A 16,883-nucleotide genomic window follows, 5' to 3' on the forward strand; every position below is an offset into this window, starting at 1 on the left:
GTCCCCGGAGGCCGGCGGGCGCGCGGCCCGGGGCCGGAGCGCGCTCCCTCTCCGCGAGCGCTGCCGGACGAGGACGCGCACCCGCGCGGGAAGCCGGGTGGTGCCGACCCGCCGACCGCCGGTCGGTCATGAGCCGCGCGGGCCGACGACGGATACCGGGGCGGCGGGCCGAGGCCCTGCCCGGACGCCGCGACGCCCGGCGGCCGGTCGGCGCCGCTCGCCCGGTTCCCGGTCCCGCTCAGCCGTCCTCGGAGCCCGGGGCCTTCTCCGACGCGTCGTGCCACTTCGGGTCCGTCTCCCATTCGAGGTTGCGTTCGCGCGCGGTCTCCATCGCGTGCTGGGCCTCCTCGCGGGAGGTGTACGGGCCGAAGCGGTCCTTGGCCGGGCAGTCGGGGCCCTCCTCGACCTTCTTGTGCTCCAGGCAGTAGTACCACTCGCCGGGCTTACCGACCGTCCGCTTCTTGAACAGGGCCATCACCAGCTCCTTTCGCCAGGGACATGTTCCCCCATGGCCGCTGGTTAGACTCGCTGGCATGTCTGGCCAGTCGCTGCTCGTACCAGGGGAGCTCTCCCCCACCCGTCCCGTGCCGGGAAACATCAGGCGCCCCGAGTACGTGGGGAAGCCCGCCCCCACGCCGTACACCGGCCCGGAGGTGCAGACGCCCGAGACGATCGAGGCGATGCGGATCGCCGGCCGGATCGCCGCGCAGGCGATGGCCGAGGCCGCGAAACTCATCGCGCCCGGCGTCACGACGGACGAGCTGGACCGGGTCGCGCACGCGTACATGTGCGACCACGGCGCCTACCCGTCGACCCTCGGCTACCGCGCCTTCCCCAAGTCGCTGTGCACCTCGGTCAACGAGGTCATCTGCCACGGCATCCCGGACTCCACGGTGCTGCGCGACGGCGACATCGTGAACCTGGACGTGACGGCGTACATCGGCGGGGTGCACGGCGACAACAACGCGACCTACCTCGTCGGTGACGTGGACGAGGAGTCGCGGCTCCTCGTGGAGCGGACCCGGGAATCCCTCGACCGCGCGATCAAGGCGGTCCGTCCGGGGCGGCAGATCAACATCATCGGGCGCGTCATCGAGTCGTACGCCAAGCGGTTCGGGTACGGGGTGGTACGGGACTTCACCGGGCACGGGATCAACTCGTCGTTCCACTCCGGGCTGATCATCCCGCACTACGACAGTCCGCACGCGACGACCGTCATCCAGCCCGGGATGACCTTCACCATCGAGCCCATGCTGACGCTCGGCACGCACGAGTACGACATGTGGGACGACGGGTGGACCGTCGTGACCAAGGACCGCAGGCGGACGGCGCAGTTCGAGCACACGCTCGTGGTCACCGACACCGGCGCGGAGATCCTCACGCTGCCGTAGCCGTCCGGTTTTCGAGCCCTCTTGAGCCCGCCCTGTCCACAGGGCGGGCTTTTCCCTGTGGGTCGGGGCGGGAATCGGGGTACGGTTTTACCGACATGCTGTCGGGAAGGCTGTTGACTTAGGTAAGCCTAACCATAGAAGATACGAAGGACCTCGTACCAGTTCCCGCCCTTCTCATCGGCCTCGGAGGCCCCATGAACGCGTCGGACCCGTCGGCCACGATGACGCCGGCGAGCACGCCCTTCTCGACGCTCATCCGCACCGCGTCGCACGAGCAGCACACCGAGGCGGAGACCTCGACGTTCATGAGCGACCTGCTCGGCGGCCGGTTGGGGGTCGAGGCGTACGCGCGCTACACCGAGCAGCTGTGGTTCGTGTACGAGGCGCTGGAGGCGGACACCGCGAGGCTGGCCGCCGATCCCGTGGCGGGCCCGTTCATACGCCCCGAGCTGCTGCGCCGTGCGGCTCTGGAGCGCGACCTCGCCCATCTCCGGGGCCCGGACTGGCGGGCCACGCTCACCGCGCTGCCCGCGACCCGGGCGTACGCGGACCGGGTCGCGGAGTGCGCCCGCGAGTGGCCCGGCGGCTACGTCGCCCATCACTACACCCGTTACCTCGGCGACCTCTCCGGTGGCCAGATCATCCGGGGCAAGGCGGAGCAGACGTGGGGCTTCAGCCGCAAGGGTGACGGTGTGCGGTTCTACGTGTTCGAGGACATCTCCAACCCGGCCGCGTTCAAGCGGAGTTACCGGGAGCTGTTGGACGGGGTCCTGGCGGACGATCTGGAGAAGCAGCGGATCGTGGCCGAGTGCAAGCGGGCGTTCGCCCTGAACACCGGGGTGTTCCGGGATCTCGGCGAGGAGTTCCCGCTCTCGGCGTGATCGTCGTCCACGGGGCCCGGGGTCTTCCCCCGGGCCCCGCTCGCGTTTCCCCTGCGGGGGGCTTCCGGGTCGGGGGCCTGGTGTTCACCGTCGTGCGTGCGGCCGGTGGGGGCTGATCGCGCCGTTCCCCGCGCCCCTGGAAGCCCCTGCGGGGCCCCATGACTCCAGGCCGTCGCCTGCGTGCCGGACCGTGGGGGTTGATCGCGCCGTTCCCCGCGCCTCTGGAAGCCCCTGCGGGGCCCCATGACTCCAAGCCGTCGCGCCCCTGGGAGCCCTGCGGGGCCCCTTGGCTCGGGCGCTGTGGCTTTTGCGGTGGGTGGGGTGAATCGGTCTCAGAGTTCCAGGTGTACTCGGCCGCCTACCTCCACCCAGTCGTTCGGCTGGGGGGCCGTGAGGATCTGGGAGCCGCTGCCCTGGGTGATGTTGAGGGCCCGGCCGAGGTGCTGGGTCAGGAGGATGGCGGCCGCCCCGGTGGCCTCGTCCTCGTCGATGCCGTCGTCGCGGCCGGGGAAGGCCCGGGCCCGGACCCGCCCGCCCGCCTCGTCCTGCCAGGCCCAGGCGTAGATCCACTCCCCCGGCGTGGGAACCGCCAGTTCGTCGACCTCGGCCACGGACGCGTACCGCTTCAGGGTGCGCGGCGGCGCCCACTCGGCCCGTGCCTCGATCCAGCTGAACTCGCCGTCCAGCCGGACCCCCACCACCCCGGCGGGCGTGACCAGTTCGGGCACGTCGAGCAGCCAGCCCACTCCGACGCAGGGATGCCCGGCGAAGGGCAGCCGCAGGGTCGGCGTGTAGATGTCGATGACCCCGCGCTCGGGGTCGTCCACGAACACGGTCTCGCTGAACCCGAGCTTCGCGGCGAACTCCTGCCGCTCCGCCCGGTCCGGCATCACCGAGCCCTCGCGCACGACACCGAGCTCATTGCCATACCCGCCATCGGGCCCGCAGAAGACCCGCAGCACGTCGTAGTCAGTCACTCCGGCATTCAAACATCACCCGGGCACAGGACCGCCCGCCCCCGTCGGTTCCCTCTCGAGGGGAGCGATGTGCGGGGCGGGCGGCCCTCGTGGCCGGGCGGTCAGGCCTGGCGGCGCCTGCGGACGGCGATCACCACGCCCGCGCCTGCCGCCACCGTGACCGCGGCAGCCGCGCCGAGGGCGCCGGCGGGGACGTCCGAGCCGGTGGAGGCGAGCGCGCCGGTCACGCCGCCCGTCGTGGAGCCGGTCGTGCCGGTCCCGCCGGCGGTGCCCGAGGTCGTGCCGGTGCCGCCGGTGCCCGAGTCCGTACCGGAACCGTTGCCCGAGTCGCCGTCGCCGTCGGGGAGTTGGGCGTCGTCGCTGAGGGCCACCGACAGGTCGACCGGGTCGAGGACGGTGCCTTCGGTGTAGAAGCCGCCGAAGGCCTGGGCGCCCGCCTTCGTCAGTTCGGCGGTGACGTCGTCGAGGGTGAGGACGTCGTCCTCGGCCTTCAGGTCGGAGGTGGCCGCGGTGAGCTTCGCGAGGACGACGTCGTCGCTGGCCTTGCCGAGGCTCTCGACGTCGGCGGTCAGTTCGCCGGTGCCGCCGTCGAGTTCGACGGCGAGGCCGCTGAGGGTGAGGTCGAGTCCGTACGTCCCGTTCGCCTCGTGGCCCTTGAAGTTCACCGCGCCCTTGAAGGCGGCCGTGAGGGTTCCGGCGTCGGTGTCGTAGCTGCCGTCGGCCCCGCCGAAGGTGAAGACGCCGTTGCCGGAGGCCTGCGTGGCGCCGCCGGACGCGGTGATCCTGCCCTGTGCCGGGCCGTCGACGACGTAGGTGCGGAAGGACTGCTTGACGCCCCAGCCGAGGGTGCCGTCGGCGATGTCGCCCTTGGTGGCGGCGCCGGTCTCGGAGGCCGAGGCGCTCGGGCTCGCGGGCTGCGAGGCCGAGGGCGAGGCCGTGGAGGAGGTCGAGGCCGTCGGCTTCGGGGAGGTCGATGTCGTCGGCTTCGGGGACGTGGAGGAGGAGGGGCTGGCGGTCGGCGACGGCGACTGCGTCGGGGACGTCTTCTGCACCACCGTGAGCGGGTCGCCCGCGGCACCCGCGTAGCTCGCGCTGCCGAGGACGGTCGCCGCCTCCTCCGTCAGCTTGGTCTCCATGCCCGTCATGGTGCGGGTCACCGTGACGTCGGCGAGCGGGACGTCGTCCCGGGTGCTGCCGCCGCTCGTCACGTCGGCGGTGATCTCGGCGGCGCCGCTGTCGAACTTGACGTCGGAGAGGGTGAGTTCGAAACCGTGCAGCTTCGAGGCGATCGTCAGGCCGCCCTCGAAGCCGAGCCGCACGGCGTGGGTGTCGGAGTCGTAGGTGCCGCTGCCTCTGACGAAGGTGAACGCTCCGTTGTCGGCGGCCTGGGTCGCCCCGCCGGCGGGCGTGAAGGAACCGGCCGCCATGCCGGTCACGTACGAGCGGTAGGACTGCTTGATGCCCCAGGTCAACTCGTAGTCCTTGAGCGGGGCTTCGGCGGCGGACGCGCTGGTCACGGCGAGGGCACCGGCCCCCAGCGCGACCGCGACGGCGGCGGCGAGTGCGAGGGGGCGGCGGCTGCGGCTGATGGCGGCCATGATCGTGGGTCTCCTCAGGGGTGGGCACCCTCCGCCGGGGGCGGAGGTACCGGATGGGTGGGTCAGTCCTTGTCCGCGGACGCGGGTTCGGATCCGGACGCGGATCCGGACGCGGATTCCGGTGCGGGTGCCTCCGCGGCGTCCGGGGCCTCCCGGTCCTTCGCGGTGGCGGGACTGCTGCCGGCGCCGGTGACGGCGTCGGCTGTGGGGGTGGTCCGGGTGGGAGCGGCCGGGACGGAGTCCGGCTCGTCGCCCGCTGCTTCGGCGGCCGGCGTCACGGCCGGTGCGGAACGCTGCCGGCGCCTGCGTACGAGCGCGAGGGCGAGGACGGCGGCGGCGAGCACGGCGGCGGCGATGCCGAGCGGCAGGGCGGAGCCGCCGTCCGAGGTGTCGCCGGCGGTCCTCTCCGTGCGGGGCGCGGCGACGGTCTTCTTCTCGTCGGCCGCCCCCGACGCCTGCGGCGTGGGGGACGCGGAGGTGCCGAGGTCCGGCAGTGGGGGCAGGGACGCGTCGTCGGTGAGGGCGACGGAGAGGGTCAGGGGGTCCATCGCGGTGCCGCCCCGGTACACCCCGCCGAAGGCCTTCGCGCCCCGCGAGGTCAACTCTGCCGGGACTTCGTCCAGTTGGAGCAGTCCGTCCTTCGGCGTCAGGTCCTTGGCGGCGAAGGTCACGAGGGGGACCTTCTTTCCGGTGAGGCCGGCGCTCGCGATGTCGGCGGAGAGCGTGCCCCTGCCGTCGGCGACGGAGACGCGCAGTCCGCTCAGCCGCAGGTCGAGTCCCTGGTGCCCGGTGAAGCGCACGGCCCCGTCGAAGGAGGCGGTCAGGGTGCGCTTCTTCCTGTCGTACGCGCCCTCGCCCTTGGGGAAGCGGAAGAGCGCGCCGCCGTCCTGGGCGCCGTCGGTCAGCGTCCACTTTCCGTCGGCGACGGACCCGGTGACGTACTCGCGGAAGGTGCGGCGCACGCCCCAGTCGACGGCGCCGTCCTCGATCGCGCCGGACGCGGGCTTCTTCGCCGGTTGCGTCGATGTCGGCTTGGGCGTGGTGGTCTTCGACGGCTCGGCCGAGGGCGCGGCCCGCACGTCTGCCTCCAGGCTCACCGGGTCCAGCGCGGTGCCCGCGGTGTAGTACCCGGCGAACGACCTGGCACCCTGCGAAGTGAGCGTGGCGGGAACGTTGTTGAGCCGGACTGCGGTGCCACCGCCCTTCATGTCGATGCCGCCGAGGGAGAGGGTGGCGAAGGGCACCTGTGTGGACGTCGTGACCGCCCCGGTGCCCTTCGCCTTGCTGGTGATGTCGACGGAGAGCGTGCCGACGCCGCCGGAGAGGCGGACGGTGGGGCGGCTGATCGTCATGTCGAGCTCGTAGGCGCCGCCGCTCTGCCGGTGTCCCACGAAGTGGACGCCTCCGGAGTAGGAGGCGGTGAAGGCGCCGGTGCCGCCGTCGTACGAGCCGGTGGCCGAGTGGAAACGGAACTGGCTCGCGCCGACCGTGGCCGCGCCGCCGGTGAGCGAGAAACTCCCCTTCGCTATCGGACCGGTGACGTAGCTCTGGAAGGACGACTTGATGCCCCAGTCGAGCCGGCCGCCCTGGACGGTGCGGCTCGCGGCGTGGGCGGCCGTAGCGGTGAGCAGAGCGCCCAGCACGGCCGCGCAGACCATGGCGGCCAGAGCCCTCGATCGCGCGGGCATGGATGTCCTCCGGATTCCGGTGCCTGAAGAGGCGGTAGCGGCTTAGGTAAGGCTAACCTAAACTACCGTCCGGATGGATCGGAAGAGTACCGAGAGGAATGACGGGACAGTGCAACGCTTGCGCAGACGACTGGCGGGGGCACTGCTGTCCACGCTCGCCCTCGCCCTGACCGCGTGCGGCGGCCCGGCCGGCACCGCACCGGCGGCCGCCACCGGCGCGGCCGCAGGTGAGGGACCATCAGGAGCCAACCGTGTCGAGCCGCTGGCCTCCCCGGAGAAGCCCCGGCTCCCGGTCACCGTGCGCTCGTCCGGCGGCAGGAAGGTCACCGTCGCGAAGGCCGACCGGATCGTGCCGCTGTCGGGCAGCCTCAGCGAGATCGTCTTCACGCTCGGCCTCGGCGGCCACGTCGTCGCCCGCGACATCACCGCCACCTTCGACCAGGCCGAGAAGCTCCCGGTCGTCACCCGCAACCACGACGTCTCCGCCGAGAGCGTCCTCTCACTGCGCCCCGACCTCGTCCTCGCCGAGAGGACGACCGGTCCGGACGAGGCCATGGAGCAGATCCGTGACGCCGGTGTCCCGGTCCTCGTCGTGGACCCGGCGCAGGGGCTCCAGGACGTCGGCCCGCGCATCCGGGCGGTGGCCGACGCCCTCGGCGTACCCGCGGCCGGGAAGCGCCTGACACAGCGGTCCGAGGACCGGATCGCCGCCGTGCGCAAGGCGATTCCGGCCCACGCCGACCATCCGCGCGTCGCCTTCCTCTACCTCCGCGGCTCCGCCTCCGTCTATCTCATCGGCGGCCGGGGCTCGGGTGCGACCTCGCTGCTCGAAGCAGCGGGAGCGGTCGACGCGGGCGCCGCGTCGGGCCTGAAGAAGGACTTCACCGCCATCACCACCGAAGCACTGGCGCAGGCCGCGCCCGACGCGATCCTCGTGATGTCCAAGGGGCTCGAATCCGTCGGCGGCGTCGACGGGCTCGTCAAGATCCCGGGCGTCGCGCAGACCCCGGCCGGGATGGAACGCCGGATCGTGTCCATCGAGGACGGCGTCCTGCTCAACTACGGCCCGCGCACCGACCAGGTGCTGAAGTCGATGGTGCGTCAGCTGTACGGGAACGCCGCGTGACCGCCGCCCGGCCTGTCCCCGAGACGGCCGTCGCACCGGCCGCCGAGCCCGTCCCCCGGGACCCCGCCCCCATCGCCGAGCCCTCCCCCAACGCTCCCGCGCGGAAGCGGTCCCGGGGTGTGCCCTGGTTCCTGACCGGCGGGCTGGTCGCCGCACTGCTCGTCCTCATACCCGTGGCGGCAGGAATCGGCGCGTATCCGATCCCCGTCGGCGACGTACTCGGCTCGGTGGCCCACCGCGTCGGTCTCGGCGGCGGCGCGCTCGACCGGGTCCCGGAATCGGTCCTGTGGGACGTGCGGTTCCCGCGGATCGTGCTCGCCCTGCTCATCGGCGCCTCGCTGGGCTGCGCGGGCGCCCTGATGCAGGGCGTTTTCGGCAACCCGCTGGCCGAACCCGGCGTCATCGGCGTCTCGTCGGGCGCGGCGGTCGGCGCGGTCGCCGCCATCGCGCTCGGACTGGACTTCATCGGCAGCTGGACGATCCCCGGCGTCGCCTTCGTGACGGGCCTCGCGACCGTGCTGGTCGTCTACGCGATGTCCCGCTCGGGCGGTCGCACCGAGGTCGTCACGCTGATCCTCACCGGCATCGCCCTCAACGCCTTCACAGGCGCGCTGATCGGGCTCTTCCTGTTCTTCGCGGACTCCGCGGCCGTCAACCAGATCACCTTCTGGCAGCTCGGGTCCCTGGCGCAGGCGACCTGGCCGAAGGTCCTCGCGGTACTGCCCTGCGCCGTGGCCGGTCTGGCGGTGGCGCCGCTGTACGCCCGCCGGCTCGACCTGCTGGCGCTCGGCGAACGCCCGGCCCGGCATCTGGGCGTGGACGTCGAACGGCTGCGGATCGTCCTGGTCCTCGTCATCGCGCTGCTCACCGCGGCCGCCGTCAGCGTCTCCGGAATCATCGGCTTCGTCGGTCTCGTCGTCCCGCACCTGCTGCGGATGGCGGCCGGCCCCGGGCACCGGTTCCTGATCCCGGGCAGCGCGCTCGGCGGCGCCGCGGTCCTGCTCGCCGCCGATCTCGCCGCCCGCACGATCGCCCAGCCCGCGGAACTCCCCCTCGGTGTCCTCACCGCCCTGCTGGGCAGCCCGTTCTTCCTGTGGCTGCTGCGCAGGACCCGCCGCAAACAAGGAGGTTGGGCGTGAGAACCGCTCGCACGACGTCCGGGCCGACGCCCCCGCGGTTCCCGCGCAGGACGCTCCGCCTGCTGCTGCCGGGAACGGCCCGGCCCGTACCGCCTCCCCGGCCCGCTCCGGGTGACGTCCTGGCCGAGACCGAGGACCTGCACGTACGGCTCGGCGCCCAGGAGGTGCTGCGGGGCGTCGACGTCGCCGCCCGCGCCGGTGAAGTGCTCGCCCTGGTCGGACCCAACGGGGCCGGAAAGTCCACCCTGTTGTCCGCGCTGGCCGCCGATCTGCCGCCCGCCGAGGGGGTCGTACGGCTGCACGGGCGTCCGGCGACGGAGTGGACGGCGCCCGAACTCGCCCTGCGCCGGGCCGTGCTGCCCCAGGCGGCGGCCCTGTCCTTCCCGTTCACGGTCGAGGAGGTCGTCCGGATGGGCCGGGCACCCTGGGCCCACACCCCGCACGACGACGACGCGGCGGTCGCCTCCGCCATGGCGGCCACCGAGGTCACCGGGTTCGCGCCCCGTTCGTTCGCCGCGCTCAGCGGCGGCGAACGAGCGCGGGTGGCGCTCGCCCGGGTGCTCGCGCAGCGCGCCTCCCTGCTCCTCCTCGACGAACCGACGGCCGCACTCGACCTGAGGCACCAGGAGTTGGTGCTGCGGGTGTGCCGGGAGCGGGCGGCCGCCGGGGACGCCGTCGTCGTGGTGCTGCACGACCTCGGCCTCGCGGCGGCCTACGCGGACCGGACGGCGGTGCTGTGCGCCGGCCGGGTCGCCGCCCACGGCCCGCCGGCCGAGGTGTTCACCGACCGCCTGCTGACCGACGTCTACCGGCAGCCCGTCGAGGTGCTCCCGCATCCACGCACCGGCGCCGCGCTCATCACCCCGAGACGCGACGCTTGACTCTCCCTTGACTTTTTCTTGGGGTCTGTTTTGAGTCACCGTGATCTCGCCGTTTCTGTAAGGCGGCTGTGAGAGCTGAATCACCGAACGACCGGGTATCACCAAGGCAAGCCTCAGATAAGTTAGGCCAGCCTCACCATGCCGATGCGGGGATCACCGTGCGGTTTGTCCGACTTCTCTTGGAGCCTGAATGCGAGCCGTCCGACTCTCTGTTGTCACCGCTGCCGCCACCGCGGCAGCTCTGGCCGCCGTCACGGGTTGCACCGAGAAGAGCGACGCCAAGAACGGCGACGCGATCCAGGTGACCGCCGCCGACTCGACGTGCGACACCTCGGTGAAGTCGGTGCCGGCCGGCCAGGTCACGCTGAAGATCGAGAACAAGGGGTCGAAGGCGACCGAGGTCGAGATCCTCTTCCCCGACGACCGGATCGTCTCCGAGAAGGAGAACATCGGCCCCGGCACCAAGTACACGCTCACCGCCGAGGTGAAGGCCGGCGCGTACGAGATCGCCTGCCGCCCGGGCATGAAGGGCCTCGGCGTCCGCCAGAAGCTCACCGTGACCGGCGGCAAGGTCGCCAAGCGCGACCCGCGCCTCGACAAGGCCGTCGCCGCCTACCGCGAGTACGCGCAGGAGCAGGCCGACGCGACGATCCCCAAGGTCCAGACGTTCGCCGACGCCATCAAGGCCGGGGACCTCGAAGCCGCCAAGAAGGCCTTCGCCCCCTCCCGCGTCGGCTGGGAGACCACCGAGCCGATCGCCGAGTCCTTCGGTGACATCGACCCCAAGACGGACACCCGCGCGGACGGCCTGGAGAAGGGCCAGAAGTGGACCGGCTGGCACGCGCTGGAGAAGTCCCTCTGGCAGGACAAGAAGATCGGCGCCGAGCAGAAGACGCTCGCCGACCAGCTCGTCTCCGACCTGAAGGACTGGCAGAAGCGGGTCGGCAAGGCCGAGATCACCCCGACCTCCATGGCCAACGGTGCCAAGGAACTGCTCGACGAGGTCGCGAAGAACAAGGTCTCCGGCGAGGAGGACCGCTACTCGCACACCGACCTCAGCGACTTCAAGGCCAACGTCGACGGCGCGCAGAAGGCGTACGAGCTGCTCAAGCCGGTCGCCTCGGAGAAGGACCAGACGCTGACGACCGAGCTCGACAAGCAGTTCGCCGCGCTGAACACCGAGCTCGACAAGTACCGCTCGGACAAGACCTCGGACGGCTTCGTCTCCTACGACAAGGTCACCAAGGCACAGACCAAGGAGCTGTCGGACGCTGTCAACGCGCTCGCCGAGCCCCTGTCGAAGCTCGCCGCCGCCGTCGTCAAGTAGTCACGGACGGAGGAACAGCATCATGACGGACACCCAGGGCAGCACGGAGCGCACCGGATCCGCCGACAACGGCTCCGCGCCGTCCCGGCGTTCACTGATCGGCTGGGGCGGTGCCGGGCTCGCGCTCGGTGCCGCCGCGGCCGGCGGTGCCGTCGCCATGACCCGCACCGGCAACGACGTCGACCCCGCCGGCTCGGACACCGGCGGGGCGGTGCCCTTCCACGGCGCCCACCAGGCCGGCATCGCCACCGCCGTCCAGGACCGGCTGCACTTCGCCGCGTTCGACGTGAAGACCGACGACCGTGCCGCCTTCGTCCAGCTCCTCAAGGACTGGACACAGGCGGCCGCCCGGATGACCGCGGGGCACACCGTCGGCGAGGGCGCGTACGGCGGTCTGCCCGAGGCGCCGCCGGACGACACCGGCGAAGCACTCGGCCTCAGCCCCTCCCGACTCACCCTGACGATCGGCTTCGGCCCGTCGCTGTTCGAGAAGTTCGGCCTGGCGGACCGGCGGCCCGACGCCCTCGTCGACCTGCCGCAGTTCCCGGGCGACAACCTCGACAAGACCCGCAGCAACGGCGACCTGTGCGTGCAGGCCTGCGCGGACGACCCGCAGGTCGCCGTGCACGCCATCCGCAACCTCGTGCGGATCGGGTTCGGCACGGTCGCCATCCGCTGGTCGCAGCTCGGCTTCGGCAAAACCTCCTCCACGACCCCGAGCGCGCAGACCCCGCGCAACCTGATGGGCTTCAAGGACGGCACCCGCAACATCGCCGGCACCGAGACCGACCGTCTCAAGAAGTTCGTGTGGGTCGGCGAGGGCGACGGCGGCGACTGGATGACCGGCGGCTCCTATCTCGTCGCCCGGCGCATCCGGATGGACATCGAGTCGTGGGACCGCACCTCCCTCCAGGAGCAGGAGGACGTCTTCGGCCGCGACAAGGGCGAGGGCGCTCCCGTCGGCAAGGCCAAGGAACACGACAAGCCGTTCCTCAAGGCGATGAAGCCCGACGCGCACGTCCGGCTCGCGCATCCCGACGCCAACCACGGCGCGACGATCCTGCGCCGCGGCTACTCCTTCACCGACGGCACCGACGGTCTCGGCCGCCTCGAAGCCGGCCTGTTCTTCCTCGCCTACCAGCGCGACGTGCGCAAGGGATTCATCCCCGTGCAACGCGCCCTGTCACGCACCGACGCCCTCAACGAGTACATCCAGCACGTGGGTTCGGCGGTCTTCGCTGTCCCGCCCGGCGTCCGCGACAAGGACGACTGGTGGGGCCGCACGCTGTTCTCCAAGGAGGCCTGACCATGTTCTCCAACTACCTGATCGGCCTGCGCGAGGGTCTCGAAGCCAGCCTCGTCGTCTGCATCCTCATCGCCTACCTCGTCAAAACGGGCCGCCGGGACGCCCTCAAGCCGATCTGGACCGGCATCGCCGTCGCGATCGTCGTCGCCCTCGGCTTCGGCTGCGCCCTCGAATTCGGCTCCCAGGAAATGACGTTCCAGGCCCAGGAAGGCCTCGGCGGCTCCCTGTCGATCGTCGCCGTCGGCCTCGTCACCTGGATGGTCTTCTGGATGCGGCGCACCGCCCGCCACCTCAAGTCCGAACTGCACGGCAAACTCGACGCCGCCCTCGCCATGGGCACCGGCGCCCTCGTCGCCACCGCCTTCCTCGCCGTCGGCCGCGAAGGCCTGGAAACCGCCCTGTTCGTCTGGGCCTCCGTCCACGCCGCCAGCGACGGCACCCCCCGCCCCCTCATCGGCGTCGCCCTCGGCCTGGCCACCGCCGTCCTCCTCGGCTGGCTCTTCTACCGAGGCGCCCTGAAGATCAACCTCGCCAAGTTCTTCACCTGGACCGGCGGCATGCTCGTCGTCGTCGCCGCCGGCGTCCTCGCCTACGGCGTCCACGACCTCCAGGAAGCCGACTTCATCCCCGGCCTCACCCACCTCGCCTTCGACATCAGCAGCACCATCGACCCCACCAGCTGGTACGGCACCCTCCTCAAGGGCGTCTTCAACTTCCAGCCCGACCCCACCGTCCTCCAGGTCACGGTGTGGGCGCTCTACCTGGTCCCGACACTCGCGATCTTCCTCGCCCCGGTAGGGTTCGCCTCCGGGAAGGGGAAGGTGAAGGCACCTGATGAGCAGGGATCACACGGGTCGCAGCCCACGAAGGCCTCGTAGTTCCGGCAGCCTGCGCCGTTTCGTCCTCGCGACGGGAGCGGTGACCGCGCTGTCCGTCGCCGCGAGCGGCTGCGTGGTGGTGCACGGCGAGCGGGAGGTCGTCCCGGCGGCCACCCGCGCCGAAGCCGCCCGGGCGCTCAAGGACTTCACCACCGCCTACAACAAGGCGGACAAGACGTACGACCGTTCGCAGGACGCGGACCGGGTGACCGGCCCGCTCGCGGACATCGACGCCGCCAAGCTGAAGGCCGGCCACAAGAGCAACCCCGGTGGAAATCCCGCGCATTCACCGCTGGAGTTCCGGGACGCGGAGTTCTCCATACCCGCCAAGGCGGCGTGGCCGCGCTGGTTCGTGGCGAACACGGCGGCCAACAAGGGCGCGCCGGGCAGCCGTTGGCTGATGGTCTTCACGCGGGGCAGCGCGGCCGAGCTGTGGCAGGCCTCGTACCTGACGGTTCTCACCGCCGACGAGGTACCGAAGTTCACGCGGGACAAGGACGGCTGGGCGCAGCCCGTCACGCTCGACGACGCGGCGCTCGCCGTCGAGCCGGAGAAGCTCGGCAGCACCTACGCGACCTATCTGCGGGCCGGCGGCGACACGTTCGCGGCGGGCACGCACACCTCGCTGTGGCGGGTCCAGCGCAAGAAGTTCGCCAACCGGCCCGGTCTGGCACGGCAGTACATCGACGAGCCGCTGACCGCGGGCGACTACGCCCCGGTGGGCCTGCGCACCGCGGACGGCGGGGCGCTGGTGTTCTTCGCGACGCACCGCTTCGAGAAGCAGACCGCCGCGGAGGGCACGGCGATCCCCACGCCCAGCGCGGACGTCCAGGCTCTGACCACCGGTGAGATCAAGCAGTCCCTGACGCTGGAGTTCGTCTCCAACCAGGTGGCGCTGGACCCGGCGAAGGGCGCGGACGACCGGCGGGTGTCCGTCCTCGGACGGGTCGAGGGGCTGACGGGCGCGAAGGGCGAGTAGCCCGCGGTCCGGCCCCGACGGGCCGGACCGATCTGCCCTCAGCCCCGGTGCGGCCAGGCGGCGAGCTGCTCCGCGCCGCCGTTCTCACCGGCGTAGCGGGCGCACGCGTCCGTGAGGTGTTCCAGAAGGGTGAGCGGGTCGGGCAGCGGGTGCTCGGGACCGCGCACCCAGTCGACGCTCAGACCGCCGGGCAGCTGGGCCGGCGGCACGAGGACGTACGAGCCTCGGCAGTGCCAGCGGAACCCGGGGTGCTCGTCCATGGTCTCGGGGTGGCAGTCCAGCTCACAGGGCCACCACTCGTCCTCGTCCTCGGGCGTACCGCGGGTGAGGGTGAAGAAGAGCATGCGGCCGTCGCCGGTCTCGGCGACCGGGCCGACGTCGATACCCGCCGCCAGTATCCGCTCCAGCGCCTCGTGGCCGGCCTCCAGCGGCACGTCGAGCACGTCGTTCACCATGCCGGTGGCGGTGATGAAGTTCGCCTTCGGCTGGTGCCGGGCCCAGCGCTCGATCTGGGCGCGGTCGGTGGTGGACTGCGTCTGCCAGGCGAAGGAGATGGGGTGACGCGCGGGTGTGGGACAGCCGACGCGGTCGCAGGAGCAGCGGTAGCCCGCGGGGTACGCGGCCTGCGCGAGCGGCAGTCCGGCGTCCGCGGCGGCGAGCAGCAGAGCCTCGCGCCGGTCTTCGGACGTCTCCGCAGGGGGCTTGGGCCGGCGTCCGCGCAGCCACTGGGAGATCCTGCCCTGCGCGCCGGAGCGGCTTCCGAACTCTGCGCTCATCTATCCCCTCGCCAAGCCGTAGTGCACTCGTCGTCCTTGCCCATGGTCCCACCATCCTGCGCCCCGGGTGGCCGGAGCCGACAACCGGGGTAGGTGGGGCGATGCGTTCGCCAGGCCCTGATCAGGTGTTATTGCATGATGTGTGGCGATTTAAGGGCCACTCGGGGAGTGACGGGACCGTCAGCGCGGGGCGAGACCGTGCAGCGCGTAGTCGACGAGGGTGTCCGTGTAGTCGTACGTGATCGGGGCCGTGCGCTGGAGCCAGCGCTGGGCGAGCGGGGAGACGAACAGTTCCAGGGCGATCCGGGGGTCGACGTCCGGGCGGACGTCGCCCTGGTCCTGTGCGGAGCGCAGTCGCCGGACGTACAGCTGGAGCTGGGGTTCGAGCAGCTTGGCGACGAACTCGGCGCCGAGCCGGTCGTTCACCAGGCCCTCGGCGGCCAGGGCGCGGGAGGGCACCTCGAAGGCGGGGTCGAGCAGCTCGTCGACGGTGGCGCGCAGCACCAGCTTGAGATCGGCGGCCAGGTCCCCGGTGTCGGGGAGGGTGTACGGCTCCTGCCCCGCGGCCCGTGCGGCCTGTTCGCCGAGGTCCATGAAGGCGTCCAGCAGCACCTCCGCCTTGGACGACCACCACCGGTAGATCGTCTGCTTGCCGACCCCGGCCCTAGCCGCGATGCCCTCGATCGTGGTCTTCGGATAGCCGCTCTCGCCGACCAGGGCCAGGGCGGCGGCGAAGATCGCGCGGCGGGACTTCTCACTGCGCCGGGTGGCGTCGGGGGCGGGCCGCCCGGCGGGGCCGGGGTCCGGGGCGGAATCGGGGCTGGAGCTGGGCTTCTCGGCCATGGGGCGAACCTACCAGGACCGCGATACGGCACGTCTCGCGTCCCGTGGGCGCACGTGCCGGTGGGGCTGCGGCGGGCGTCCCGGCCGGGTTCCCGCGGAGGTTCTCGCGGGCGTTCCGTGGGCCGGGCGAGGGCCCTGTGACGCGGACGGCGTACCCCACCCGTCCGTCTGCGGGCGGCGGAGGCGCGCACGGCGCACCATGAGCATCAACTGCCCCTGCGGTTGCGTAAGGAGCCTTCCTTGCACCCTCTCCGTCGTGCCACGCCCCGGCGCTACCTCATGTGCCCCCCGGTGCACTTCGACGTCACGTACGCGATCAACCCGTGGATGAATCCCGCCAAGCCGGTCGACGTACCGCTCGCCCTCGCCCAGTGGGAGGACCTCCGCGACCGCTACCGCTCCCTCGGCCACACCGTCGAGGAACTCGCCCCCCGCCCCGGCCTGCCGGACATGGTCTTCGCGGCGAACGGCGCGACGGTCGTGGACGGCCGGGTGCTCGGCGCCCGGTTCGCCTTCCGGGAGCGTGAGCCGGAGGCGGCGGCGCATCTGGAGTGGTTCCGCGCCAGGGAGTTCGCGGAGGTCCTGGAGCCCGTGCACGTGAACGAGGGCGAGGGCGACTTCGCGGTCACGGCCTCGTACGTCCTCGCGGGCCGCGGCTTCCGGGCGAGCCCGCTCTCGCACGGCGAGGCGCAGGAGTTCTTCGGCCGGCCGGTGATCGGCCTGGACCTCGTCGACCCGCTCTTCTACCACCTGGACACGGCTCTGGCCGTCCTCGACGACACGACGGACGAGGTCATGTACTACCCGCGGGCGTTCTCCCCCGGCAGCCGCGAGGTGCTGCGCCGGCTGTTTCCGGACGCGCTGACCGCCACGGACGAGGACGCCGCCGCGATGGGCCTGAACGCGGTCTCCGACGGCCTGAACGTCCTGCTCCCCCAGGAGGCGGCGGGCCTCTTCGGCCCGCTCCGCGACCGCGGCTTCACCCCGATCGGCATCGACCTCGGCGAACTCCTGAAGGGTGGCGGCAGCGTGAAGTGCTGCACCCAGGAACTCCGTGGGTGAGCCGGGATCCCCGGTGAGCCGGGATCCCCGC

16 protein-coding genes are annotated in these 16,883 nt (G+C 71.9%); 10 read left to right on the forward strand and 6 right to left on the reverse strand.

All coding sequences use genetic code 11. The features are described from left to right. Window positions 1–238: 238 nt before the first annotated feature. Window positions 239–475 carry a hypothetical protein gene (locus ABZT74_RS08335; protein WP_355870291.1) on the reverse strand — a complete coding sequence of 79 codons (237 nt, stop codon included), beginning with the start codon at window positions 473–475 and terminating at the stop codon, window positions 239–241. 58 nt (window positions 476–533) lie between these two features. Here ABZT74_RS08335 and map point away from each other — a divergent pair, with 58 nt between their 5' ends. Next, complete coding sequence (gene map / locus ABZT74_RS08340; protein ID WP_355870288.1) at window positions 534–1,391, forward strand: type I methionyl aminopeptidase; 858 nt, start codon at window positions 534–536, stop codon at window positions 1,389–1,391. A gap of 194 nt (window positions 1,392–1,585) precedes the next feature. Next, a complete protein-coding gene (locus ABZT74_RS08345) occupies window positions 1,586–2,272 on the forward strand; it encodes a biliverdin-producing heme oxygenase (RefSeq protein WP_356433777.1) in 687 nt (228 codons plus the stop codon). A 332-nt stretch (window positions 2,273–2,604) separates the two neighbouring features. Here ABZT74_RS08345 and ABZT74_RS08350 read toward each other — a convergent pair whose 3' ends face one another. The 3 genes from ABZT74_RS08350 to ABZT74_RS08360 form a co-directional block, all read right to left on the reverse strand. Then, a complete protein-coding gene (locus ABZT74_RS08350; RefSeq protein WP_356433778.1) occupies window positions 2,605–3,249 on the reverse strand; it encodes a PhzF family phenazine biosynthesis protein in 645 nt (214 codons plus the stop codon). 101 nt (window positions 3,250–3,350) lie between these two features. Continuing rightward, entirely contained in the window at window positions 3,351–4,847 is a 1,497-nt protein-coding gene (locus ABZT74_RS08355) for an HtaA domain-containing protein (protein WP_356433779.1), read from the reverse strand. 62 nt (window positions 4,848–4,909) lie between these two features. Further along, on the reverse strand, window positions 4,910–6,535 hold the full coding sequence (locus ABZT74_RS08360) for an HtaA domain-containing protein (protein ID WP_356433780.1): 1,626 nt from the start codon (window positions 6,533–6,535) through the stop codon (window positions 4,910–4,912). 73 nt (window positions 6,536–6,608) lie between these two features. Here ABZT74_RS08360 and ABZT74_RS08365 point away from each other — a divergent pair, with 73 nt between their 5' ends. The 7 genes from ABZT74_RS08365 to ABZT74_RS08395 all read left to right on the forward strand — a co-directional run bounded on the left by ABZT74_RS08365 (window position 6,609) and on the right by ABZT74_RS08395 (window position 14,171). Beyond that, window positions 6,609–7,661 carry an ABC transporter substrate-binding protein gene (locus ABZT74_RS08365; protein WP_356433781.1) on the forward strand — a complete coding sequence of 351 codons (1,053 nt, stop codon included), beginning with the start codon at window positions 6,609–6,611 and terminating at the stop codon, window positions 7,659–7,661. A 71-nt stretch (window positions 7,662–7,732) separates the two neighbouring features. Next, the gene (locus ABZT74_RS08370) at window positions 7,733–8,800 is read left to right on the forward strand and encodes an iron ABC transporter permease (RefSeq protein WP_356166168.1); all 1,068 of its coding nucleotides are present in this window, start codon (window positions 7,733–7,735) and stop codon (window positions 8,798–8,800) included. A 59-nt stretch (window positions 8,801–8,859) separates the two neighbouring features. Next, window positions 8,860–9,681, forward strand: a complete 822-nt coding sequence (locus ABZT74_RS08375) for a heme ABC transporter ATP-binding protein (RefSeq protein ID WP_356433827.1) — start codon at window positions 8,860–8,862, stop codon at window positions 9,679–9,681. 190 nt (window positions 9,682–9,871) lie between these two features. Further along, window positions 9,872–11,008 (forward strand): iron uptake system protein EfeO, encoded by a 1,137-nt coding sequence (gene efeO, locus ABZT74_RS08380; protein ID WP_356165951.1) that lies wholly within the window; start codon window positions 9,872–9,874, stop codon window positions 11,006–11,008. A 22-nt stretch (window positions 11,009–11,030) separates the two neighbouring features. Then, window positions 11,031–12,314 carry an iron uptake transporter deferrochelatase/peroxidase subunit gene (gene efeB / locus ABZT74_RS08385; protein ID WP_356433782.1) on the forward strand — a complete coding sequence of 428 codons (1,284 nt, stop codon included), beginning with the start codon at window positions 11,031–11,033 and terminating at the stop codon, window positions 12,312–12,314. A gap of 2 nt (window positions 12,315–12,316) precedes the next feature. Next, window positions 12,317–13,192: an iron uptake transporter permease EfeU gene (gene efeU, locus ABZT74_RS08390; RefSeq protein ID WP_356433783.1), complete on the forward strand. Its 876-nt coding sequence runs from the start codon at window positions 12,317–12,319 to the stop codon at window positions 13,190–13,192. Continuing rightward, window positions 13,149–14,171: a hypothetical protein gene (locus ABZT74_RS08395; RefSeq protein WP_356433784.1), complete on the forward strand. Its 1,023-nt coding sequence runs from the start codon at window positions 13,149–13,151 to the stop codon at window positions 14,169–14,171. The genes efeU and ABZT74_RS08395 overlap by 44 nt, the downstream gene beginning before the upstream one ends. 38 nt (window positions 14,172–14,209) lie before the next feature. Here ABZT74_RS08395 and ABZT74_RS08400 read toward each other — a convergent pair whose 3' ends face one another. Both ABZT74_RS08400 and ABZT74_RS08405 read right to left on the reverse strand, forming a co-directional pair. Further along, window positions 14,210–14,947: a bifunctional DNA primase/polymerase gene (locus tag ABZT74_RS08400; RefSeq protein ID WP_355870261.1), complete on the reverse strand. Its 738-nt coding sequence runs from the start codon at window positions 14,945–14,947 to the stop codon at window positions 14,210–14,212. Window positions 14,948–15,127: 180 nt separating this feature from the next. Next, the gene (locus ABZT74_RS08405) at window positions 15,128–15,790 is read right to left on the reverse strand and encodes a TetR/AcrR family transcriptional regulator (protein WP_356165961.1); all 663 of its coding nucleotides are present in this window, start codon (window positions 15,788–15,790) and stop codon (window positions 15,128–15,130) included. A gap of 240 nt (window positions 15,791–16,030) precedes the next feature. Here ABZT74_RS08405 and ddaH point away from each other — a divergent pair, with 240 nt between their 5' ends. Then, window positions 16,031–16,852 (forward strand): dimethylargininase, encoded by an 822-nt coding sequence (gene ddaH, locus ABZT74_RS08410; RefSeq protein WP_356433785.1) that lies wholly within the window; start codon window positions 16,031–16,033, stop codon window positions 16,850–16,852. Window positions 16,853–16,883: the final 31 nt, after the last annotated feature.

It is taken from the genome of Streptomyces sp. NPDC005302 (assembly GCF_040607345.1).
Classification (GTDB): Bacteria; Actinomycetota; Actinomycetes; order Streptomycetales; family Streptomycetaceae; genus Streptomyces.